17 protein-coding genes are annotated in these 21,380 nt (G+C 69.6%); 8 read left to right on the top strand and 9 right to left on the bottom strand.

The features are described 5' to 3' along the window. The first annotated feature begins 386 nt into the window (after positions 1-386). Complete coding sequence (locus PSQ40_RS13000; RefSeq protein ID WP_273951956.1) at positions 387-2,159, top strand: methyl-accepting chemotaxis protein; 1,773 nt, start codon at positions 387-389, stop codon at positions 2,157-2,159. Positions 2,160-2,431: 272 nt separating this feature from the next. Here the strand turns inward: PSQ40_RS13000 and rsmA are convergent, their stop codons facing one another. From rsmA to PSQ40_RS12985, 3 genes are read right to left on the bottom strand one after another with little or no spacing between them, the layout of a single operon-like run. Continuing rightward, positions 2,432-3,193 carry a 16S rRNA (adenine(1518)-N(6)/adenine(1519)-N(6))-dimethyltransferase RsmA gene (gene rsmA / locus PSQ40_RS12995; RefSeq protein WP_273951955.1) on the bottom strand — a complete coding sequence of 254 codons (762 nt, stop codon included), beginning with the start codon at positions 3,191-3,193 and terminating at the stop codon, positions 2,432-2,434. After that, the gene (locus tag PSQ40_RS12990; RefSeq protein ID WP_273951954.1) at positions 3,193-4,581 is read right to left on the bottom strand and encodes a peptidylprolyl isomerase; all 1,389 of its coding nucleotides are present in this window, start codon (positions 4,579-4,581) and stop codon (positions 3,193-3,195) included. The genes rsmA and PSQ40_RS12990 overlap by 1 nt, the downstream gene beginning before the upstream one ends. A 23-nt stretch (positions 4,582-4,604) precedes the next feature. Beyond that, on the bottom strand, positions 4,605-6,983 hold the full coding sequence (locus PSQ40_RS12985; protein ID WP_273951953.1) for an LPS-assembly protein LptD: 2,379 nt from the start codon (positions 6,981-6,983) through the stop codon (positions 4,605-4,607). A gap of 90 nt (positions 6,984-7,073) precedes the next feature. On the opposite strand from PSQ40_RS12985, the gene PSQ40_RS12980 reads away from it, so the two are divergent. The 4 genes from PSQ40_RS12980 to PSQ40_RS12965 all read left to right on the top strand — a co-directional run bounded on the left by PSQ40_RS12980 (position 7,074) and on the right by PSQ40_RS12965 (position 9,976). Then, positions 7,074-8,189, top strand: a complete 1,116-nt coding sequence (locus PSQ40_RS12980; protein ID WP_273951952.1) for an aminoglycoside phosphotransferase family protein — start codon at positions 7,074-7,076, stop codon at positions 8,187-8,189. A 135-nt stretch (positions 8,190-8,324) separates the two neighbouring features. Beyond that, on the top strand, positions 8,325-9,050 hold the full coding sequence (locus tag PSQ40_RS12975) for a 16S rRNA (uracil(1498)-N(3))-methyltransferase (RefSeq protein ID WP_273951951.1): 726 nt from the start codon (positions 8,325-8,327) through the stop codon (positions 9,048-9,050). Beyond that, complete coding sequence (locus PSQ40_RS12970; RefSeq protein WP_273951950.1) at positions 9,050-9,541, top strand: hypothetical protein; 492 nt, start codon at positions 9,050-9,052, stop codon at positions 9,539-9,541. The genes PSQ40_RS12975 and PSQ40_RS12970 overlap by 1 nt, the downstream gene beginning before the upstream one ends. Before the next feature lie 183 nt (positions 9,542-9,724). After that, positions 9,725-9,976 carry a hypothetical protein gene (locus PSQ40_RS12965; protein ID WP_273951949.1) on the top strand — a complete coding sequence of 84 codons (252 nt, stop codon included), beginning with the start codon at positions 9,725-9,727 and terminating at the stop codon, positions 9,974-9,976. Here the strand turns inward: PSQ40_RS12965 and PSQ40_RS12960 are convergent. Continuing rightward, a complete protein-coding gene (locus PSQ40_RS12960) occupies positions 9,913-11,406 on the bottom strand; it encodes a cytochrome P450 (RefSeq protein ID WP_273951948.1) in 1,494 nt (497 codons plus the stop codon). The two genes, PSQ40_RS12965 and PSQ40_RS12960, sit on opposite strands and share 64 nt — an antisense overlap. A 99-nt stretch (positions 11,407-11,505) precedes the next feature. Between PSQ40_RS12960 and PSQ40_RS12955 the strand changes: the two genes are divergently transcribed. Then, positions 11,506-12,387 carry a helix-turn-helix domain-containing protein gene (locus PSQ40_RS12955; RefSeq protein ID WP_273951946.1) on the top strand — a complete coding sequence of 294 codons (882 nt, stop codon included), beginning with the start codon at positions 11,506-11,508 and terminating at the stop codon, positions 12,385-12,387. 27 nt (positions 12,388-12,414) lie between these two features. On the opposite strand, the gene PSQ40_RS12950 is transcribed toward PSQ40_RS12955, so the two are convergent. Continuing rightward, positions 12,415-13,095 (bottom strand): hypothetical protein, encoded by a 681-nt coding sequence (locus PSQ40_RS12950; protein WP_273951945.1) that lies wholly within the window; start codon positions 13,093-13,095, stop codon positions 12,415-12,417. Positions 13,096-13,203: 108 nt separating this feature from the next. Then, positions 13,204-14,892 (bottom strand): thiamine pyrophosphate-binding protein, encoded by a 1,689-nt coding sequence (locus PSQ40_RS12945; RefSeq protein ID WP_273951944.1) that lies wholly within the window; start codon positions 14,890-14,892, stop codon positions 13,204-13,206. Between the two features lie 207 nt (positions 14,893-15,099). Between PSQ40_RS12945 and PSQ40_RS12940 the strand changes: the two genes are divergently transcribed. After that, positions 15,100-16,014, top strand: coding sequence for a LysR family transcriptional regulator (locus PSQ40_RS12940; protein WP_273951943.1), 915 nt, complete (start codon positions 15,100-15,102; stop codon positions 16,012-16,014). A gap of 114 nt (positions 16,015-16,128) precedes the next feature. Next, on the top strand, positions 16,129-17,310 hold the full coding sequence (locus PSQ40_RS12935; protein WP_273951942.1) for an MFS transporter: 1,182 nt from the start codon (positions 16,129-16,131) through the stop codon (positions 17,308-17,310). 81 nt (positions 17,311-17,391) lie between these two features. On the opposite strand, the gene PSQ40_RS12930 is transcribed toward PSQ40_RS12935, so the two are convergent. From PSQ40_RS12930 to PSQ40_RS12920, 3 genes are all read right to left on the bottom strand, one after another. Beyond that, positions 17,392-18,252 (bottom strand): alpha/beta hydrolase, encoded by an 861-nt coding sequence (locus PSQ40_RS12930; protein ID WP_273951941.1) that lies wholly within the window; start codon positions 18,250-18,252, stop codon positions 17,392-17,394. A 22-nt stretch (positions 18,253-18,274) separates the two neighbouring features. After that, positions 18,275-19,765 (bottom strand): M20 family metallopeptidase, encoded by a 1,491-nt coding sequence (locus PSQ40_RS12925; RefSeq protein ID WP_273951940.1) that lies wholly within the window; start codon positions 19,763-19,765, stop codon positions 18,275-18,277. A gap of 167 nt (positions 19,766-19,932) precedes the next feature. Then, on the bottom strand, positions 19,933-21,369 hold the full coding sequence (locus tag PSQ40_RS12920) for a methyl-accepting chemotaxis protein (protein WP_273951939.1): 1,437 nt from the start codon (positions 21,367-21,369) through the stop codon (positions 19,933-19,935). Between the last annotated feature and the right edge of the window lie 11 nt (positions 21,370-21,380).

Raw genomic sequence — 21,380 nt, 5'->3', positions numbered from 1 at the left:
AACGGGCGACAGAGGCTGACATCGGCAGTTCCCTGAAGGGGTTTGCCGTCAACAACGACGCCGGCGAGAAGATGCCGACCGACAAATTGGTGGACGTGTCCGCGCAGGCCCTGCGCATGAGCAGTCCCTTCAATTCGGGCTACTGGCTGTCGGCGGCCTGAGCCCCGACCCGCCAGGGCGCCCCCCGCGCCCTGCCCCCATCAGCCCGCTTCTCGCGGGCTTTTTCATGGCTTGCCGCCCATTCATCGGCTTGCGGGGCCATGAATTTCGTTGAAATCAGGGTTCTCAAGGATGTGAGGGGCCCTTTTGCGGCTCAACATGGGGCTTCAGTCTGCGGCATGGCTCGAGTCTTGCCTTAGCTTGCAGACACCTTTGAGGCGCCAGCCATGAACTTGCTCAATCGACTATCCATCCGAAACCGCCTTTACTTTGGGACCGGTTTCTCCCTCCTGCTGCTCACGGTGATTGGCCTGACCGGTTTCTGGGCCTTGCACAGCACCGACCGCACGCTCAAAGTGCTGCTCGAGCAGAAGGTGCATGCCCTCACCACCCTCGATGAACTGCGCTTGCAGGCCGCCGAGGTCCGGCGCAGCGAAAAAGACATCATCATCAGCTTCAACAACTCGGTCGAGGTGGCCAACCTGCGCGAGAGCTGGACCAAACAGCTCAACGGCTTGCAGGCCGGGGCCCAGACCCTGGCCTCGCAGCACCCCGAGGAGCCGGCCCTGGTGGACGCGCTCAAGCAGGTGCAGGCCGCTCTCAAGGAATACCAGGCGGGTTTGACGCCCATCCTGGAGCAGGTGGAGCGCGCCCAGATCGACGGCGCCGCCGCCGGCGCCTACGCGGACCGCCAGAAGAAGCACATCGAAGCCGCCGACCAAGGGCTCTCGACCCTGGTGCAGCAGGCCCGGGAGGCCATGCAGAGCGCGCAGACGTCGATGCAGCAGGACATCACCCGCCAGATCGCCTTGATGGTGGTGCTGCTGGTGGTGGCCCTGGTGGTGTTGATCCCGCTGACCGTGTTCAGCGTGCGCGGCCTGGCGGGCGCCATCACCCAGGCGCGTGACCTGGCCGAGCGCATTGCCCAAGGCGATTTGTCCAACGAGGTGTCCAGCCAGTCCACCGACGAGCTGGGCCAGTTGGTCAGTGCCATGGGCCAGATGCAGCAGTCGTTGCGTGACCTGGTCAAGCAGGTGCTGCAGGCCACCGAGAGCATCGCCACCGCCAGCACCGAGATCGCCAGCGGCAACAACGACCTGTCCCACCGCACCGAGCAGACCGCGGCCAACCTGCAAAAGACCTCGTCCTCGATGGAGTCGCTGACCCACAACGTGCAGCAGTCGGCCGAGTCCTCGCGCCAGGCCAGCAGCTTGGCCAGTTCCGCCTCGGCCGTCGCCGAGCAGGGCGGTCAGGTGGTGTCGCGTGTGGTCAGCACGATGGAGGACATCCGTGGGGCCTCGCGCAAGATTGGCGACATCACCGGCGTCATCGACGGCATCGCCTTCCAGACCAACATCCTGGCGCTGAACGCGGCGGTGGAAGCCGCCCGTGCCGGTGAACAGGGCCGGGGCTTTGCCGTGGTGGCCGGTGAGGTGCGCTCGCTGGCCCAGCGCGCGGCGCAGGCGGCGCGCGAAATCAAGTCCCTGATCGGCGCCTCGGAGTCGCAGGTCGAGTCCGGGGCCACCCTGGTGCAGCAGGCCGGTGCCACCATGAACGAGGTGGTGGTGTCGGTGCAGCGCGTGGCGCAGATCGTGGCCGACATCACCGACGCCGCCAGCGACCAAAGCAGTGGCATCAGCGAGGTCAACCAGGCCGTGGCGCAGCTGGACCAGGTGACGCAGCAGAACGCCGCGCTGGTCGAAGAGTCGGCCGCCGCGGCCCAGTCGCTGCAAAGCCAGGCCGAGCAGCTGGAACAGCTGGTGCGGCGCTTCCGCCTCAGCGCCGCCGATGTGGCGCAGGCCAGCGCGGCCCGCAGCGCACCGTCGGCCCGCCCAGTCCCGGCGCCGCAACGTGTGGCGGCCGCTACTTCGGCGGCGCGCCCCTCTGCGCTGAGCGCCGCGCCCAAGCCGGCCCCGGCTGCGTCCTTGCAAGCCCCGGCCCGGTCAGCGCCCGCCCCGGCCGCCGCCGCGGGGCGCGAGGACGACTGGGAGACTTTTTAAGCACTGACCAGGCCACCCGCAGCGCCGGCGAGGCCGGCGCCTGCTGGGGGGCTGCGCCCGCGCGGTGCCGGTCCGGCCGCCGCGGCGGTGCCATCACCGCGCAGGCAGGCTGGCCGGTCGGCCTGTCCAGGGGCGCTGGCGTGCCCAGGCCCGCGTCAGCGAACGCGGGCGATGCCTCAGGCCGGCGACGGCGAGTAGGACGGCGAGTAGGACGGCGAGTAGGACGGTGAGTGCGAAGGTGAGTGCGACGGCGAGGGTGAGGGGCTGAGGGCTCAGCCCAGCGCCTGGGCCAGCGCGATGTACTCGGCCACCGGCACCTCTTCGGCCCGGCGTTGGGTGTCGAACTGCCCGCCGAAGGCGCGCGCTTCGAGCCAGCGGCCCAGGGTGTGGCGCAGCAGCTTGCGGCGCTGGCTGAAGGCCACTTGCACCAGCTCTTCGAGCAGCTGGGGCTGCAAGGCGGCCGGGGTCTCGTGCGGCACCATGCGCACCACGGCGCTGTCCACGCGCGGTGGCGGGTCAAAGCTCTCTGGCGGGACGAACAGCACGTTCTCCATCGCGTAACGCCATTGCAGCATCACGCTCAGGCGCCCGTAGTCGCCTGTGGAGGGCGAGGCCACCATGCGGTCGATGACCTCTTTTTGCAGCATGAAGTGCTGGTCCTGCACCACGTCCACATGCGTCAACAGATGGAACAGGATCGGCGTGGAGATGTTGTAGGGCAGGTTGCCGACCACCCGCAGCTTGGGCACCTGCAGATCGCGCGCCACCGCGGTGAAATCCACCTTCAGCACGTCGGACTCGATCACCTTGAGCTGCGGGTGCTCGCGCAGGCGGCGCGCCAGGTCGCGGTCGAGCTCGATCACCGTCAACTGGCCCACCCGCTCCACCAGGGGCTGGGTCAGCGCGGCCAGGCCGGGGCCGATCTCGACCATGGGCTGGCCCGGCGCCGGTGCGATGGCGTCGACGATGCCGTCAATGATCAGACGGTCGGACAGGAAATGCTGGCCAAAGCGTTTGCGGGGAATGTGCTTCATCACAGGGGGGCTTCCCGCATCTCCACATAGGCGCGGTCGCGCACTTCCTTGGACCAGTTCACGTAGGCTTCTTCCATCTTCTTTTCGCGCAGGGCGTTGCGCGCCAGTTCGCGCTGGTCGCGCTGCGACATCGGCACCTCGCGGCGTTCCATCAACTGGATCAGGTGCACGCCAAAGCGCGACACCACGGGCTCGCTGATCTGCCCCGGTTCCAGGCTGTTCATGACTTCTTCGAACTCGGGCACGAACTGGCCCGGGTTGACCCAGCCCAGGTCGCCGCCTTGCTTGGCACTGCCGTCCTGCGAGTGGTCGCGCGCCAGGTCGGCGAACAAGGCGCCACCCGACACGATGCGCTGGCGGTAGCCCTGGATCAGCTTGATCGCGGCGGCCTCGCTGAGCTTGGGGCCGGTGCGCAGCAGGATGTGGCGGGCGCGGCTTTGCGGCACCATCATGGCTGCCGGCTTGGCACTTTGGCGGTCAATCACCTTGAGCACGTGGAAGCCCGCCCCCGAACGGATGGGGCCGGCGATGCCGTTGACCGGCACACCTTGCACGGCCAGGACAAACAGCTCGGGGTAGAGCTCTGCTGCGCGCAAGCCCATCTCGCCACCCCGTGCGCGGTCGGTGCCGTTGGAGTAGTCGCGCGCCAGGGTGGCAAAGTCGATCCCGGCCCGGGCTTGGGCCGCCACGCGTTCAGCCAGGGCCTTGAGGTTGGACACGGTATCGGCCGAGGTCTCATCGGGCACGGCGATCAGCACCTGGGCCAGGTTGATTTCCTGCTGGGCCAGCGACTGGCGGGCGGTTTGTTCCAGCAGCAGTTGGTCGATTTCCAACTCGGTCACTTTGACCCGGGGTTCCACCTCGCGCTCGCGCAGGCGCGACAGCAGGATCTGGTTGCGCAGGTCATCGCGCATCTGTTTGACGCTGATGTTGTCGGCTTCCATGCGGCGCTGCAGCTCGGCAGGGCTCATTTGGTTCTGTCGCGCGATGTTCTGGAACGCCTGGTCCACCGCGCTGTCCTCGACCTTCATGCCCTGCTCGATGGCCAGTTGTTGCTGGGCCTTCTCGCTGATCATGCGCTCCAGCACCTGGCTCACCAGTTCGGCTTCGGGCGGTGGCGTCACACCTTGCTGGGCAAATTGCTGCAGGGCACGCAGCGTGCGCACGCGCACTTCGTTGTTGGTGATGGGTTCGGAGTTCACCACCGCCACGATGTAATCCGCAGCCTGCGGACCACTGGCCTGAGTGGCGGCGCTGGGCGACCCCATCGGCCGGCCAGCGGAGGGCGCCTGGGCGCCATTTTTCAGCCGGATGCCCTGGGCCTGGCTGGGGGTGGACAGCAGGGTCAGGCACGCCAGCGCCAGCGCAGAAACACATTTGATCGTCATGGAAAGAAGCTCTGGCCGTGGCCTTAGTCGTAGTTGCTGAAGCGGCTCGGCGCCGTGACCTGCTCACGCAGGTATTGGTAGCGCGGGATGCTTTGCCGCAAGGTCTGCAGCGGGCTGGCCCCAATGCGGGAGAAGCCCACGAATTCAATTTGGAACAGGATGCGCGTGTTGGCGGTCACCAGGGTGGTGTTCAGGCGGTCCAGCACGACGCGGCCAATCCAGCAGTCGGCATCGTACTCAAAGCCGACGATGGCGTCGACCATGCGCTTGTTCATCATGTCGTAGTTGAGCCGGCCGACGCCGTACCAGCGGCCAGGCCCCAGGCCGCGCCCCGGGCCCTTGTCCACGCCCTTGTCGCCCCACAGGTCGTTCAGGGGCCACTGCCAGCCGATGTCGATCTGCTCGCTGTTGTCGCGCTGGAAGCGGTAGGCCGCGTTGATCACGCGGTAGTTGCTGGGGCTGAAGCGCGCACTGATGGACGAGGTGTTGGTGACCTTGGTCTCGGGGTTGACCGACACCGTGGTGTCCATCATCCAGCTGGGGGTCCAGTTGACCGCCGCCCCCAGCAGCAGGTCGCTGGCGCGGTTGGTCACCGGGGTGCCACCAGGCATCGTCACCAACTGGTCGCGGAACAGCAAGCGCTGGGCGATGCCGAAACGGGCGATTTCGCCCCCGGTCTCAGGGGCCAGCAGTCGGCTGGTCACGCCCAGCGTTAGCCGGTTGGCATCGGAAATCCGGTCGCGCCCACCGAAGGCGTTTTCGGTGTAGATGGTGGCGAAGTTGAAGTCGTTGAGCGCCGTGTCGTATACCGGGATCGCACTCTGGTTGCGGTACGGCGTGTTGACGTACATGGCGCGCGGCTCCAGCGTCTGCCGGTAGGCGCGGCCAAAGTAGCTGGCATCGCGCTCGAAGAACAGCCCGCCGTCCAAGCTGACAGTGGGCACCGACAAGGAGGCCTGGTTCATGCCGTTGGTCAAGGGCGCACTGAAGCTGTAGTCGCTGCGGTAGAGCTGCAGTTTGGGCGTGATGAACCAGCCTGGCGTCAGCCAGGGGCGACTCACCACGGCTTGCGCGTAACGGCGCTGGGCGTTGGGTTGCTTGGTCAGGACGGGGTCGGCCTGGAATTGGGTGTGATCGGCTTCCAGCACCACGTCAAAGCCCGACAGGTTGTTGCGCGTGTAGCGCCCCAACAGTTGCGGCGCGCGGTCGTAGGGCGGGGTGATCGGCGAGGTCACGTCCTGCAGCGTCTGCCACTTGAGGCGGCGCAGCTGGGCAAAGTACTCGTCGCGTCCCCAGGTGATGTTGACGTCGGTGGGCAGCAGGCGCTGGGTCAGCGTGGGGATGCTGCGGTTGAAGTCGCGCCAATAGTTGTTGTCGCTGACGCGGTTCAGGTTGAGCCCCACCCCCAGCGACCCGATCGAGCTGAAGCCGGTGTCGATGGCCCCGTTGTGGTTCACCGCATAGCCCCAGCGCGAGCTGTTGCGCAGCTTGTCGCTGAGCATGTAGTTGCCCCACATCTGGCCGCGGTAGTTGTTCTCGAGGTAGCGGAAGTCCCCCGCCAGGTCGAGCCCGCGTTTGGACAGCACCGTGGGGTAGAAGGTGGCGTCGCGGTTGGGGGCGATGTTCCAGTAGTAAGGCTGGGTGTACTCGAAGCCGTCCCGCGAGGACACGCCCACCGACGGCGGCAGCCAGCCGGACTTGCGCGCGTCGCTGAGCGGAAAGCTCAGCGAGGACGCGCTCAGCACCGGTTTGCCATAAAACTCCAACACCCCGTTTTGCGCCACGCCAATGCTGTTTTCCTGGTCGAGCTTGACCGCATCGGCGCGCAGCAGCCAGGCCGGCATCCAGTCCGGGCCGCCGGTGGGGCGGCAGGTGCTGTAGGTGCCGTTGCGCACCACCATGTTGTTCTCACCCACGAAATCGATGCGCGCGGCGTCGCCGTAGGCCTTGGTGGACAGAAACTCGTAGTGCGGCTGGGTGAAAAAGCCCTCAAAGGCGTCGACCTTCAGCTCCAGCTCGTTGCCGCTGTAGGTGTTGCCGGCGCGGTTGATGAACACATTGCCACGCGCCTTGGCGGTGTCGGTGGGCTGGAAGTACTCGAGCCGGTCGGCGCGGATCACGGTGTCAGCGCGGCGCAGTTCGCCGTTGCCTTCGACCACGGTCTGCAGTTCGTTCTGGCCCGTGATCTGGTCGCCAGTGACAAAGGTCGGTCGCTCCGGGCGCGACAGCGGCGAGATTTTTTCTTGCAACTGGCTGGCGCTTTTGAGGCGTGGCGAGGCCTCGTCGTCTGTGGCGCTCTGGGCCCAGGTGGTCTGGCACAGCAGGGCGGCCAGCACGGCCAGGGGGGTCCGAACGAAAGGCCGCCGGGCTACAGGTCTCGGTTCACGCATCGTTCGGGACATCCATCGCAGGCAATTGGGGGGTGGGCAGGCGCTCAAGGGGGCAGTCCGACCCGCGCAGCGCGCGGCCGGGTTTGTAGAATTCGATTATCCATGACCCAGCCTGTGACTTCCTCCCCCGCCCCCGCTCCGACCCAGCCTGTGAGCTGGGCTGACCCAGCCCGTGCCGCCGCCTTCACCGCCTGGTTGAACGAAGAGGCGCCCCGCCACGGTCTGCAGCCGGCCAGCCTGACCCTGGCCTCGGCCGACGCCAGCTTCCGGCGCTACCTGCGGGTGGACAGCGCGGCGGGCCCCCGCATCATCATGGACGCGCCGCCCGACAAGGAGAACTGCGTGCCCTTTGTGCAGGTGGCCGAGCTGATGGCCGCCGCGGGCCTGAACGTGCCGCAGGTGCTGGCCTGGCAACAGGCCCAGGGCTTCATGCTGCTCAGCGACCTGGGCGCCCACACCATGATGAGCGTGCTCGACCCGGCCCAGCCGCAGGCCGCCGCCCCGCTGTACAGCCAGGCCACCGACGCCCTGGTGCAGTGGCAGCGGGCCTCGCGCCCCGGCGTGCTGCCCGAGTACGACGAAGCCCTGCTGCGCCGTGAACTGTCGCTGTTCCCTGACTGGTACCTGGGCCAGTACCGCCAGTTCCAGATGAACGACGACCAGCGCAACCTGCTGGACAAGGCCTTCACGGCCATCGTCCAGCACAACCTTGCCGCCCCCAAGGTCTTTGTGCACCGGGACTTCATGGCGCGCAACCTGATGCTGGGCCGCAGCGAAGCGGGCTCGCCACCCGGCCCGCTGGGCGTGCTGGATTTCCAGGATGCGGTGCATGGCCCCATCACCTACGACATCGCCAGCCTGATGCGCGACGCCTTCCTGACCTGGGAAGAGGACTTTGTCATCGACGTCACCGTGCGCTACTGGGAAAAGGCCCGCAAGGCCGGCCTGATGGACTTTGAAGACTGGCACAGCGACTTCGGCGCCTTCTACCGCGGCGTCGAGTGGATGGGCCTGCAGCGCCACCTCAAGGTGGCCGGCATCTTCGCCCGCCTGACCCTGCGCGACGGCAAGCCGCGCTACCTGGCCGACACGCCGCGCTTCATCCACTACATCCGCTCCACCGCCAACCGCTACCGGGCCCTGGGTCCCCTGCTCAAGTTCATTGACCAGGTGGAGAACATCCAGACCGTCAGCGGCTATGCCTATGGCCGGGTCTGAGCCCCGCTCACCCCTTGCGTCTGCGCGCCTGATCTCGTTTTGCGCCGTGGCCTGCCCGGGCCGCGCGCTCCCCGCCCCCTGGCCTGGTGGCCGCTCCTGTGCCGGGCGGCGGCCGGCTTTTTGACCGTTGTTGCCATGCCCCGCTTCCACTGCCCTGCCCCCCTCGCCACCGGCGCGGCCCTGAGCCTGCCGCCCGGCACCGCACGCCATGTGCAGGTGCTGCGCCTGCAGCCGGGCGACACCCTCACCTTGTTCAACGGCGAAGGCGGTGAGTTCGAGGCCACGGTGACCCGCATGGGGCGTTCTGACGTCGACGTCGAGGTGGGGGCCCACCACGCCATCGAGCGCGAGCTGAGCCGCGCCGTGCACCTGGTGGTGGCCATGCCGGCCAACGACCGCATGGACTGGCTGGTCGAGAAAGCCACCGAGCTCGGGGCTGCCAGCATCCAGCCGGTGATGGCCGCCCACAACGTGCTGCGCCTCAAGGGTGAGCGCGCCGACAAAAAGGTGGCGCACTGGCAGGCCGTCGCCGTGGGCGCATGCGAGCAGTGCGGGCGCAACCGCGTGCCCCTGCTGCACCCGGTGCTGGACCTGGCCGACTGGCTGCGCCGTGCCGGTCCGCTGGCGCCTGAGCAGACCCGCATGCTGCTGTCGCTGCGCGAGGGCACGCGCCCCTTGGCGGCCTGGCCCTGGGGCCAGCACCCCGGCGCGCTGACGGTGCTCAACGGGCCCGAAGGCGGGCTCAACCGCGAGGAAGAGGACGCGGCAGTGGCCGCCGGCTTTGTGCCCTTCACCCTGGGCCCGCGCGTGTTGCGCGCAGAAACCGCGCCCCTGGCGGTGTTGGCGGGTTTGCCGGACTGATGCCTGATTTTTCGCTGCTTGACTTTGACCTGCCCGACCTGAACCTGCCCCCGCTGTCCGACCAGCCGCCGGCCCCTCAGGCCGGTGCAGGGAGCTACCTGCACCGAGCCACCCGCGCTCCGCAATCCGAGTTCTTTGACCCCGCCCCCGCCGGGCCGCAGGCGCCCTGGGCGCCCCGACTGGCGCGCCAGGCCGCCGTGCTGGAGGCTTGGCGGCGCCTGTGCCAGGGCCCTGCGGCAGGCTTGCCGCAGCGCATGGGCCTGTTCCTGACCCTGGCCGAGCAGGACGTCCCCCGGCTCAGCCGCGCGCAGATCGCCCAGCTCTGGCCGGACCAGCCGCATGAAGCCCTGGACCGGGCGCTCCATCGCCTGCTTGTCAGTGGCCTGCTGGCCTGGGAAGGCGGGCAGCGCCGCTACCTCATCACCCCGCTGGCACGGCAGCTGGCGCGCTTGTTGCAGCCCTGGGGGCAGGCACCGACGTCGGCGGCTTGAACGGCGCGAGGGGACGCGCCCGTCAGCCCTTCCAATCGGTCCAGGCTGGTGGTCAACCCTGGCACAATCGCGGCCGAGATGGGGCGTCGGCCAGGGGGGCGAGGCCCACTTCGTGCGCGCTGTGCCGGCGCCCGCGGGCCCATCGATCTTTCACCTCCTTCCATTTGAACCAGGAGCAGGCCGATGTCGGGCTTTCAAGCGCACAACCCTTTGGACGCGCAGGGCGCCAGGTCCTACACCCCGTCGACCTTTGCCCCCGCGCCGCCCCCCGCCCAGGCCGAACCCGGCCCCCAGACCCAGCCCAGTGCCCCGGACTGGGACACCCTGCTTGAAAGCCCCGCCAGCCTGGCCCTGCTGGACCGCTGGGTGGCTCAGGCGCAGGCGGCCCTGGCCGCTGGGCCAGCGGAGCCCACGCGCCCACCCAACCCACCCTGACGCCGCTGCAGCTGCAAGCAGACGCCCCCCCGGGGGCGCAGGGTCACATTCATGTCCGGCAGGCCCTGGGGCTCGGGCTGGCCTAGCGCCAGGGTGTAGCGCTGCAGCAGCATGGCCGCCACCAGGCCCATCTCCATCAGCGCAAAGTGCTGGCCCAGGCAGACCCGGGGGCCGACGCCAAAAGGCATCCAGGCGCTGCGCGGCAGCGGTGGCGCGTCGGGCAGAAAGCGCTCGGGGCGGAAGGCCTCCGGCTCGCTGAACCAGCGCGGATCGCGGTGCAGCACCCAGGGGCTGATGCGCAGCAGCGCGCCGCGTGGGATCCGCCAGCCGCCCAGGGTGATGTCGGCCGTGGTGCGCCGGCTCATCAGCGCGCCCACGGGCGGGTACAGGCGCAGCGCCTCTTTCAGGCTGGCGTTGAGCCAGACCAGTTGCGGCACATCGTCGGCCGTGGGCTCGCGCGTGCCCAGCACCTGGTCCACCTCGGCGTGCAGGCGCTGTGCCAGCGCGGGGTGGCGGGCCAGCAACAGGCTCCACCACAGCAAGGCCGTGGCCGAGGTTTCATGGCCGGCCTGAAAACTCACCATGCACTGGTCAAAGACCTCGCTGGGGCTGAGCGCGGCGCCGTCGGCCTCATCGCGTGCGGCCAGCAGCCGGGCCAGCAGGTCCTCGCGTTCGGGCGTGGCCGGGGCCTGGCGGCGCGCCTCGATGTGGCGCCCGATCAGGCGGCGCAAGCGGTGCAGGGCCCGCCGCTTGGCGGCCTTGCCCGGCAGGGGCAGCCAGTCGGGCAGGGTCAGGGGGTAGAACATCTCGCGCATGGCGGTTTCGCTCAGGGTCTGGGTCGCCCAGCTGGCGCTGTGAACCTCCTCCGGCGTGGCCGCGTGGCTGAACAGGGTGCGCATGATCACGTCCATGGTCAGTTGGGAGAACAGCGCGTCCATCGCCACCGGGCCCTGCTGTTGACCGGCCGGCAGGGCCTGGTCCAGGCCTTGGGCGGCGGCCTCGGTCATGAGCCGCGCATAGCCAGCCACGCGCTTGGGGGTGAAGGCCGGCATCAGCAGGCGGCGCTGGCGTTGCCAGGTGGCCCCCTCGGTGACCAGCACGCTGCGGCCGAACACCTGCTCGAACACCGCCACCCCGCGCTCCCAGCGCACCAGGTGCTCGGCGTGGTCGACCAGGGCCTCGCGCACCAGCTCGGGGCTGTTCAGGTCGTAGGCGCGTTCGTTGGCGATGCGCATCAGGCTCAGGTCGCCATGGTCGCGCTGCAGGCCGGTGACAAAACCCAGGTAGTCGCGGCGCATGGCGCGCAGCAGCGGCAAGCCGAACCAGCCGGCGCGGGGGCCCGGTGGATCACCGGCCCGTGGGGTGGGCTGCGCCGGGCTGGGGGCCGTGTGGGGGCGGGTGGGCTGGGGGGTCGATGTGGCGTGGTTCATGGTCGCCAGCGTGCCAGGGCCGACGCCGGGGGTATAGAACAAATTCGACATCGCAGGGGCTTGATGGCCTGCGCGGCCGCGCCGTTTTAGACTCCGCCCATGTTGCCAACTCCCTCCTTGCTGGGCGCGCCGACCCGCCTGTACCTGCCCCGCCCTTCGCTGGTGGCCTGTGTTCGCGGCACCATGGTGCGCAGCACCCTGGGCCTGGACTGGGCCGATGAGCAGCGTTTCAACCACTTCCCTGCCACCCCCTTGTGCAGCCTGGGCTGGTGGTTTGAAGGCACGGGCGAGTTGCTGGCGCGGGGCGCGCCGGCGGCCCTGCACTCACCGCGTCGGCCCTATGGCTCGCGCCTGGTGTTCGGCGGGCCGCAGACCGGCCCCTCCATCACCTGGAACCCCGGGCCCGCCCACGGCATGATGGTGATGCTCATGCCCGACGCGCTGCAAAGCCTCACCGGGCTGGACGTGGCAGCCTGGGTGGACCGCATCGGTGACCTGCGAGAGGCCCTGCCCGCCGACTGGGTGGCCATGGCCGAAGCCGTGCTGGCCCAGCCCGACGACGCACGCCGCGTGGCCTGTGTGGAGGACTTCCTCGAGCCGCGCTGGCAGGCGGTGCGGCCCCAGCGGCCGTTGCAGGCCCAGCGCTACCAGGATTGGGCGCAGTCGATGGCGCTGCGCGCGGCCACCTCGTCGGTCGGCCGCAGCCTGCGCCAGGTGGAGCGCCGCATCAAACACTGGGCAGGCCAGCCCCTGCGCGAGCTGCGTGGTTTTGGGCGCTCCGAGCAGGTCTTCTTTCAGGCCCTGGCCGAAGCCGACGAAGGCCAACGCCCTCGCTGGGCCGAGCTGGCCGAGGCCACCGGCTACGCCGATCAGTCCCACCTGTGCCGCGAAACCCGCCGCATCACCGGCTTTGCACCGCAGGAGCTGATGCAGCGCATGACGCACGACGAAGGCTTCTGGAGCTACCGGCTGTGGCAATGAGCCCGGCCTGCGCCTGCCGGGGCGGGCTCAAGGCATGGGCAGGCAGTGCAGCGCGCTGGGCGTGCCCCGCGCCGGGGGGGCGGGCGCCAGGCCTTGCAGCACCACGCTGCCCAGCTCGGGCAGGTAGACCACGTTGGCGGGGCCCAGGGCGCTGTACTGCGGGCTGTCTTTGAGGGTCTCTTCAAACACCGCCTGCACCCCGCTGAGCACATGCTCGATCACCAGCCGCCGCTGGCCCGTGTAGTGCACGCCGCCTGGGTCTTTGGTTTTGCCCGCGGGCTTGGCGACGCGGCGTGTCTGCCCCTCGAAGCTCAGGCGCAGGCGCAGGGCGCCGTCGTGGCTCAGGCACTGGCCTTGCAGGCCGCTCAGGCAGTCGGCGGGCAGGGCGCGTTCGCTGTCGGGCCAGGGCTGCCAATCGCTCTCGTGGGCCCGCTCGGCGGGCCAGGGTTTGAGGCTGGGGCAGGCGCGTGCGCCGCTGGGGGGCTCGAGGGCCCAGGCCTGGGCCGGGCCACCGGTCTCGTTGGGCTGGCCGACCAGGTACTGGCCTTGGTCATTGCGCCACCAATGGCGCAAGGCCTCGGTCCGCGGCGTGGGGCGGGGGTCGGTCAACGCCAGGGGGCGCAGGGGCCAGGGGCCCCGCGTGGCGGTCAGGGTCGCCAGGGCGGGGGCGCCCAGGCTCCAGATCAGCAGCACAAGCAGGACACGCATCGGGGCCAAGCGGACGGGGGGTCGGGGCTTGCAGTGTAGCGAGCCGCGTGCCTGGCCCCGAGGCGGGCGCCAGCCGCCAGCGTGTCGCCGTCGGCGCGCCGCGCTTGGTCAGCGGCGTGCCAGGGCGGCTTGGCGCAGGCCCTGCAAGGTGCCTGTGGGGGTGATGGCCTCGGGGTCCAGCAGGCAGTGCAGCACCGCGGGCAGGCCGCTGGCGCGCGCACGGGCCAGCGCGGGGGCGAAGTCCTCGCTGCGCTCCACGCGCTCGCCGTGGCCACCAAAGGCCCGGGCGTAGGCACAGAAGTCGGGGTTCTTCAGCGCGGTGGCGCTGACGCGGCCCGGGTACTCGCGCTCCTGGTGCATGCGGATGGTGCCGTACATGGCGTTGTCCAGCAGCACCACCAGCAGGGGCAGGCCGTACTGCACGGCGGTGGCGAATTCCTGGCCGTGCATCATGAAGTCGCCGTCGCCGGCAAACACCACCACTTCGCGTTGTGGCCACAGGCGCTTGGCGCCCACCCCGGCGGGCAGGCCGTAGCCCATGGAGCCGCTGGTGGGGGCCAGCTGGCTGGCGTAGTGGCGGAAGGGCCAGAAGCGGTGCACCCAGGTGGCGAAGTTGCCCGCGCCATTGCAGAAGATGGTGTCGGCCGGCAGCTCGGCGCGCAGGTGCTGCATCACCTCGCCCATTTGCAGCTGGCCGGGAATTCGGATGGCCGCCGGGTCGCTCCAGCGCAGGTAGTCGGCGTGGATGGCCTCGGTCTGGGCGCTCCAGGGGCGATGCGCGGGGGCCGGCAAGGCGGCCAGCGCTGCGGCCAGGGCCGAGGGGGTGGCGTGCAGCGCCAGGCTGGGCCGGTACAGGCGGCCCAGCTCGTCGGCGTCGGCGTGGGCGTGCACCAGGGGCTGGCGCGGGTTGGGGATGTCCAGCAGGGTGTAGCCCTGCGACGGCACCTCGGACAGGCGCCCCCCCAGCAGCAGCACCAGGTCGGATTCGCGGATGCGGGCCAGCAGCTGGGGGTTGGCGCCCAGGCCCAGGTCACCGCCGTAGCAGGGGTGGTCGGCCGGGAACAGCATCTGACGCCGGAAGGAGCAGAACACCGGCAGCTGCCAGGCGCTGGCAAAGCGCACCAGGTCCTGCACCGCGGGGGCCGACCAGCGGCTGCCACCGACGATCAGCACGGGGCGCTCTGCGGCTTGCAGGCGGCTTTGCAGCTCGGCCAGTTCCGCCGCGCCCGGGTGGGTCTCGGCCACGCGGTAAGGCTGGGCATCGGCCACGCGGCAGGCTTCGGTCAGCATGTCCTCGGGCAGCGCCACCACCACCGGTCCGGGGCGGCCCGAGGTGGCCACATGGAAGGCCCGCGAAATCAGCTCGGGCAGGCGCGCTGGGTCGTCGATCTGCACCACCCACTTGCTCATGGTGCCAAAGACGGCGCTGTAGTCCAGCTCCTGGAAGGCTTCGCGGCCCAGGGCCTCGCGCGCCACCTGACCCACGAACAGGATCATCGGCGTCGAGTCCTGGTGCGCGATGTGCACGCCCGCGGCGGCATTGGTGGCGCCCGGGCCGCGCGTCACAAAGCAGATGCCGGGCCGGCCGGTCAGCTTGCCCTGGGCCTCGGCCATCATGGCGGCGCCGCCTTCCTGGCGGCACACGGTGACCGCGATGTCGGCATCGTGCAGGGCGTCCAGCACGGCCAGGTAGCTTTCGCCGGGCACGCAAAACAGTTGCTGCACCCCGTGCAGGATCAGCTGGTCCACCAGAACCTGGCCACCGGTGCGGGAAGGGAGGGCTTGAGGGCTTGTCATAAGGGCTTTTGAAAACATCGGGACGGCGTCCCGCGCGAGGCGCGGCCGCCGATCGGCCCGGCGATGGTCGGGCAATTTGGCCCCGCGCGATAGTGAAAATAGTTCAAGACTTGATGCCATCTCCGCATCAAGTGCCCTGGCGCGGGTGGGGCAGGCCCTTTGAACTGCGCTAAGGTTGAGGCCTGCTTCATGCCCCGAGGTCATCACATGCTGCGTCGCAACCTGCTCCCCCCCCTGCCCGGCCTGTTGGCGTTTGAGGCCGCTGCGCGCCATGCCAGCATCTCGCGCGCGGCGGCCGAGCTGCACCTGACCCAGGGCGCGGTGTCGCGCCAGATCCACCAGCTGGAAGCGCAGCTGGGGGTCGCCCTGTTCCACCGGGTGCGCCAGCGCGTGGTGCTGACCGACCCCGGCCGCATCTATGCGGGCGAGCTGCGCCCGCTGCTGCGCCAACTCGGCGAAACCACGCAGAAGGTGATGAGTTTTGCCGGTGCGGGTGGCGTGCTCAACCTCGCGGTGCTGCCCACCTTTGGCACGCGCTGGCTGGCGCCACGGCTGGGCCGTTTCCTGGCCCAGCACCCGCAGGCCGGCCTGAACGTGGCCACGCGCACCGAGCCTTTTGACTTTGACGCCGAGCCCTTTGACGCCGCGATCCACTTTGGCGCGCCGCACTGGGCTGGCGCCGCCTGCCACCCGCTGATGCGCGAAGAGGTGGTGGCCCTGTGCAGCCCGGCCTACCAGCGTGAGCAGCGGCTGCGCCGCAGCGCCGACCTGGCGCGCGCGGTGCGCCTGCAACAAACCACCCGCCCCCTGCTGTGGGCCGAGTGGTTTGCCGCCGCGGGTCAGCCCGTCGAACAAGCGGCGCGCGGCCCGCGCTTCGAGCAGTTCGCGATGATGGCCCAGGCCGCGGTGCACGGACTGGGCGTGGCGCTGTTGCCGCGTTTTCTGGTGCAGGACGAGATCAGCAGCGGCGCGCTGGTGGTGTTGCCCGGCCCGCGCCTGCAAGGCCCCGAGGCCTACCACCTGGTGGTGCCCGACGCGCGCGCCCACAACCCGCTGGTGCAGGCCTTCCAGGCCTGGTTGCTGCAGGAGGTGGCGGCCGACGGTCTGACCCCGGCCGCCTGAGGCGGGCGGGCCCTGCCCTCGCATTTGACGAAGGGGGGCGGGTCCATGCGGAGGGGGTGCGCCGTCTATAGCCACTACGATGGCGGGTTAAGCCACCTTTTGTCAGGCCGCCCGATGAACCGCCACCTGTTGTTGTTGACCCTGTGCCAGGGCCTGTTCTTGACCAACAACGTGGTCTTCATCGCCATCAATGGCCTGGTTGGCCTGAGCCTGGCCCCGGTCAGCTGGATGGCCACCCTGCCCGTCATGGGTTACGTGGTGGGGGGCGCGCTGTCGACCGCCCTGGTGGCGCGTGCGCAGGCGCGCTGGGGGCGTCAGCGTTCGTTCTTGATCGGCCTGGCGGTGGCCTGGGTGTCGGCCGGCCTGTGTGTGCTGGCCTTGCTGACGCGGCAGTTTGCGTTGCTCTGTGCGGCCACCGTGGTGGCAGGCTACTACAGCGCCAACGGCCAGTTGTACCGCTTTGCTGCGGCCGAGCTGGCGGCCCCGGCTTTCCGTGAGAAGGCCGTGTCCCTGGTGCTGGCCGGGGGCCTGATTGGCGCCATCGCGGGCCCCAACCTCGCCAAGTACACCCGTGCGCTGACCGAGCAACCTTTCCTGGGCGCTTACGTGGCGCTGATGGGGGTGGCCCTGCTGTCCATGGGCTGCATGGCCCTGATCCGTTTCCCGGACACCCGGCCTGCGCCCGGCGCGGCCCCGGTGGGCCCGGGTCGCCCGCTGGGCGAGATCATGCGTCAACCGGTGTTTGTGGTGGCCGCCTTGAGTGCCGCGCTGGGCTACGGCGTGATGAACCTGCTGATGGCCGCCACGCCCTTGGCCATGCAGGTGTGCGGGCTGGGCTTTGACGACGCGGCCCTGGTGCTGGAATGGCATGTGATCGGCATGTTCGCGCCGGGCTTCTTCACGGGCCACCTGATCAAGCGCTATGGCGTGTTGTCGGTCATGGGGGTGGGCGTCATGCTCAATGTGGCCTGTGTCGCGGTGGCGCTCAGCGGCGTCGATCTGCACCAGTTCCTGGTGGCGCTGTTCCTGCTTGGCGTGGGCTGGAACTTCCTGTTCACGGGCAGCACCACGCTGGCGCTGGAGGCCTACCGCCCTGAAGAAAAAGACCGCGCCCAGGCGGCCATCAATTTCTGTGTCTTTGGCACCATGGCCGTGACCTCGTTTGCCTCGGGCGCCCTGGTCACGACGCAGGGCTGGACCTGGCTGAACTGGGGCTCGGTGCTGCCCATCGCCATCACCGCCTTGGCCCTCAGCTGGCTGGCGCTGTGGCGGCAGCGGGCCCTGGCGCGGGACTGAGTGCGGGCGGGGGGGGCGATTCAGGCGCCGTGTGCGTGGCGTGCGGCACCACCGCGCCGACCCGGTTGCCGGTGGCGGGGCTCAGCCCGGCAGCGGCGCAAAGTGCTTGTCCAGCCACTCGCGCAGGCGCTCAAACACTGGCGCTGCGAGTTCGGGCGACTCATTGAACAGCTCGTGGTAGAGCGCCTCGAAGGCCTGGCTTTCAACGCACGAGGGCGCTGCCGCAGCAAAGGCACGGCTGCCGGCCGGCCGCACCAGGTGGTCATCGCCCGCGTACAGCAGCAAGGTGGGCACGCGCCAGCGCGAGGCCGCCTCGACGGTGGCCGGACCATGTTCCGCCATGAAGCGTGCCAGCCGCGCCGAGATGCGGTTGTGGCAGCGCGGGTCGGCCTGGTAGGCGCGCACCGTGGCCGGGTCGTGGGACAGGTACTTCAGCTTCAGGCCATTGGCCACGCGCAGCTGCGGCAGCGCGCGCGCCAGGCCGCGCAGCAGCCAGGTCTGCAGCGGGCTCAGGCCGATGTCCAGGGCCGGTGAAGACAGCACCAGCCCGTCCACCTGGCCCAGGCGCCGCGCCACAAAGCTGCTGGTCACCAGGCCGCCCAGGCTGTGGCCCAGCAGGATCAGGGGGGTGTCGCGCGGCGTCTGGCTGCGCGTGGCTTCGATCACATCACCCAGGTCTTCCAGCAGGCGCAGGTCGTGGTTCAGGCCCCCGCGCGGACCGCCGGATTCACCGTGCCCATAGTGGTCGTAGCCCCGCACCGCAAAGCCCCAGCCATTGAGCCGCCGCGCCAGCGCGTCATAGCGACCCGCGTGTTCACCCAGGCCGTGCACCAGCAGCACCTGCCCGCGCGGTGACGCCCCTTCGGGCAGGGGCCAGTCCTGCACGGCCAGGTTGTCACCATCGCTGGCGGTGAAGGTGGACAGGCGGGTTTCGGCTTCCATGGTGGGCAGGCGAGGAACAGGCTCAGGCCGAGGGCTTGTCAGCGTCCGCAGCGGCCGGCAGGCTGGCGATCACCTGCGCCACGGCGGCGGTCAGCTTCTTGGCGTAGGGCACGTGCAGGAACTCGTTGGGGCCGTGCGCATTGCTCTTCGGGCCCAGCACGCCGCAGACCATCATCTGCGCCTGCGGGAAGCCCGCCGACAGCATGTTCATCAGCGGGATGGTGCCGCCCTGGCCGATGTAGCCACAGGACGCACCAAAGTGCGCCTGCGAGGCCGCGTTGAGGGCCTGCTCGAACCACGGCGCGGTGCTGGGGGCGTTCCAGCCGGTGGCGCCGCCGTTGCTCTCGAAGGTGACGCGGGCCTGGTAAGGCGCGTTGTCTTCGAGCAGGCGCTTCATCTCGGCCACAGCCTGGTCGGCTTCGACCAGGGGCGGCAGGCGCAGGCTGAGCTTGAAGGCGGTGTAGGGGCGCAGCACGTTGCCGGCGTTCTCCAGCGTCGGAAAACCGTCTGCACCGGTCACGCTGAGGGTGGGCGTCCAGGTGCGGTTGAGCAGGGCCTGCACCGGGTCGGTGGTGGTGGGCAGCGCAAAGGTGGTGGCGCCGCCGCAGTCGTAGTGGGCCCAGGGGAAGCGCTTGTACAGCTCTTCGCCCAGGATGGCGGCGGTGGCCTGGGCCTGCGCCAGGCGTTCGGCCGGCACCTCGCAGTGGAAGCTCGCGGGCAGCAGGCGGCCGGTGGCGCTGTCTTCCAGGCGGTCCAGCACCTGTCGCATGATGCGGAAGCTCGACGGCACCAGGCCCGAGGCATCGCCCGAGTGCACACCTTCGGTGAGGATCTCGACCTTCAGCGTGCCGCTGGCCATGCCCCGCAGGCTGGTGGTCAGCCACAGCTGGTCGTAGTTGCCGGCGCCCGAGTCAAGGCAGATCACCAGCGCCACGTCGCCCAGCCGCGTGCGCAGCGCATCGACGTAGGGCAGCAGGTCGTAGGAGCCGCTTTCTTCGCAGGTCTCGATCAGGCCGACGATGCGCGGGTGCGGCGTGTTCTGGCTCTTCAGCGCCTGGATGGCGGCGATGCTGGCATAGACCGCATAGCCGTCGTCGGCGCCGCCGCGACCGTAGAGCTTGCCGTCCTCGTACTTGGGGGTCCAGGGGCCCAGGTCACGGCGCCAGCCGCTGAACTCGGGCTGCTTGTCCAGGTGGCCGTACATCAGCACGGTCTGCGTGCTGTGGGCCTGGGTGGCTTCGACTTCAAAGAACAGCACCGGCGTGCGGCCCGGCAGGCGGATCACCTCGAGCGTCAGGCCCGGCACCTTCTGGGCCTCGACCCAGCTCGCCGCGTTGCGCAACACCGTGTCCAGCAGGCCTTGTTCAGCCCAGTCGCTGGCGAAGGCGGGCGACTTGGCGGGGATCGCGATGTAGTCGCTGATCTGGCGCACCAGGTCGCGGTCCCAGCGCTCGCTGACCTCGGTCAGGGCGGTGTCGGGTTGGAAGACGGGGGTCGGGATGCGGGCGTTCATGGGGCTCTCCTGAATTCGGCGCTGCGCGCCCGGGGCGGGATGGCGCGGGGCAAGGCAGCGGGCTCGATTTTGCCTGAGGGGCGCACCGGCAGGGGTCACGCAAGTGCAATGCCAGCCACAGGTGGTGGCCCCAATGATCGCTCCGGGGTTGGGGCCCCGGGCCGCCCTCAGCGCACCTGGAACACCGCCACCGACCCCATCAGGCGCTTGGCCTGTTCGCTGAGGTTGGTGGCCGCGGCGGCCGACTGCTCGACCAGGGCCGCGTTCTGCTGGGTCATCTGGTCGAGTTCGTTGACCGCGGCGTTGACCTGGCCAATCCCCTGCGACTGCTCACTGGCCGCGGTCGAGATGTCGGCAATGATGTGGTTCACGCGCTGCACCGAGCTGACGATGTCGGCCATGGTGTTGCCCGCGGCATGCACCTGCACGCGGCCGGCTTCGACCTTTTCGAGCGATTGGCTGATCAGCGTCTTGATTTCGCGCGCCGCCCCGGCGCTGCGCTGGGCCAGCGCCCGCACCTCGCCGGCCACCACCGCAAAGCCCCGACCCTGTTCCCCCGCACGTGCCGCCTCCACCGCGGCGTTGAGGGCCAGCAGATTGGTTTGGAACGCGATGCCGTCGATGACGGTGGTGATGTCTGCAATCCGGTTGGCGCTGGTCTGGATCTCCTCCATCGTGTGCACCACCTGGCGCACGGCCACGCCGCCCTGCTCGGCCACTTGGGCGGCGCTGCTGGCGAGTTGCGTGGCCTGGTTGGCCGAGTCGGCCGACTGCTGCACGGTGTTGGTCAGCTCGCCCATGTTGGACGCCGCCTGGGCCAGGTTGCCCGCGGTTTGCTCGGTGCGGTGGCTCAGGTCCATGTTGCCCGAGGCGATCTCGCTGCACGCGGTCTCGATGTTGGTGCTGGCCGATTGCACTTGCGTCACCGCCTCGTGCATGCGCAGCAGGGCCGAGCGCAGGGCCTGGCCCGGCGGCGTGTGCACGGCCACGCCGGTCAGGTCGAGGTGGATGTGGTCGTCCTGGTTGACGGCACTGACCAGGGCCGTGAGTTCATCGCCTTCGTCGCCCGCGCGCTTGAGCCAGATGGCCAGTTGCACCTCGAGTGCGGTCTGGATCAGCACATAGGTGGCGTGCAGCAGGATGCGACCCAAGTTGGCCTCGGTGGTGCAATAGAAGCCAAAGCCCGCGGCCTGCAGCCGGTCGAAGGCGATGTGGTGCACCGCGAACAGCACTGCCGCCAACACCACCGGGCGCCAGTCCCGGTACACCAGCACCAGGGCCAGCGTGACGAACACGCCAAAGTGAAACTCCGACATGCCGCGCGAGAGCTGGATGTGCAGCACCACAAAGCCGACCAGCGCCACCGTCAGCGAGATGCGCGCCGGGCGCCGGCCGCGCCATCCCGCATAGCCCACGCAGGCGATGGCGAGCAGCAGCACCGAGACGCCGATCGCCAGGCCCAGCGCATCGAACAACTGGCCCAGCGTCAGGGCTGCCAGGGTGCTGAAACCGATGGCGGCCAGCATGATGCGGTCACCGAGCAGGTCTTGAGACTGCCCGTCGAGGGCGCGCAGGCGCCGGGCGCCGGAGGAGGTCGTGTTCATGGTGGTCCTTT

Source organism: Curvibacter cyanobacteriorum (assembly GCF_028649475.1).
Lineage (GTDB): Bacteria > Pseudomonadota > Gammaproteobacteria > Burkholderiales > Burkholderiaceae_C > Curvibacter > Curvibacter cyanobacteriorum.
Note: the sequence above shows the minus strand (reverse complement) of the source record. Positions and strands in the feature narration are given on the sequence as shown.

Coding starts and splice junctions, on each gene's coding strand:
- PSQ40_RS12970 (WP_273951950.1), top strand. CDS start 9,050: ATGCCTGATTTTTCGCTGCTTGACTTTGACCTGCCCGACCTGAACCTG.
- PSQ40_RS12955 (WP_273951946.1), top strand. CDS start 11,506: ATGTTGCCAACTCCCTCCTTGCTGGGCGCGCCGACCCGCCTGTACCTG.
- PSQ40_RS12925 (WP_273951940.1), bottom strand. CDS start 19,765: ATGAACGCCCGCATCCCGACCCCCGTCTTCCAACCCGACACCGCCCTG.
- PSQ40_RS12945 (WP_273951944.1), bottom strand. CDS start 14,892: ATGACAAGCCCTCAAGCCCTCCCTTCCCGCACCGGTGGCCAGGTTCTG.
- PSQ40_RS12950 (WP_273951945.1), bottom strand. CDS start 13,095: ATGCGTGTCCTGCTTGTGCTGCTGATCTGGAGCCTGGGCGCCCCCGCC.
- PSQ40_RS12960 (WP_273951948.1), bottom strand. CDS start 11,406: ATGAACCACGCCACATCGACCCCCCAGCCCACCCGCCCCCACACGGCC.
- PSQ40_RS12990 (WP_273951954.1), bottom strand. CDS start 4,581: ATGACGATCAAATGTGTTTCTGCGCTGGCGCTGGCGTGCCTGACCCTG.
- PSQ40_RS12980 (WP_273951952.1), top strand. CDS start 7,074: ATGACCCAGCCTGTGACTTCCTCCCCCGCCCCCGCTCCGACCCAGCCT.
- PSQ40_RS12920 (WP_273951939.1), bottom strand. CDS start 21,369: ATGAACACGACCTCCTCCGGCGCCCGGCGCCTGCGCGCCCTCGACGGG.
- PSQ40_RS12930 (WP_273951941.1), bottom strand. CDS start 18,252: ATGGAAGCCGAAACCCGCCTGTCCACCTTCACCGCCAGCGATGGTGAC.
- PSQ40_RS12940 (WP_273951943.1), top strand. CDS start 15,100: ATGCTGCGTCGCAACCTGCTCCCCCCCCTGCCCGGCCTGTTGGCGTTT.
- PSQ40_RS12975 (WP_273951951.1), top strand. CDS start 8,325: ATGCCCCGCTTCCACTGCCCTGCCCCCCTCGCCACCGGCGCGGCCCTG.
- PSQ40_RS12965 (WP_273951949.1), top strand. CDS start 9,725: ATGTCGGGCTTTCAAGCGCACAACCCTTTGGACGCGCAGGGCGCCAGG.
- PSQ40_RS13000 (WP_273951956.1), top strand. CDS start 387: ATGAACTTGCTCAATCGACTATCCATCCGAAACCGCCTTTACTTTGGG.
- rsmA (WP_273951955.1), bottom strand. CDS start 3,193: ATGAAGCACATTCCCCGCAAACGCTTTGGCCAGCATTTCCTGTCCGAC.
- PSQ40_RS12985 (WP_273951953.1), bottom strand. CDS start 6,983: ATGTCCCGAACGATGCGTGAACCGAGACCTGTAGCCCGGCGGCCTTTC.
- PSQ40_RS12935 (WP_273951942.1), top strand. CDS start 16,129: ATGAACCGCCACCTGTTGTTGTTGACCCTGTGCCAGGGCCTGTTCTTG.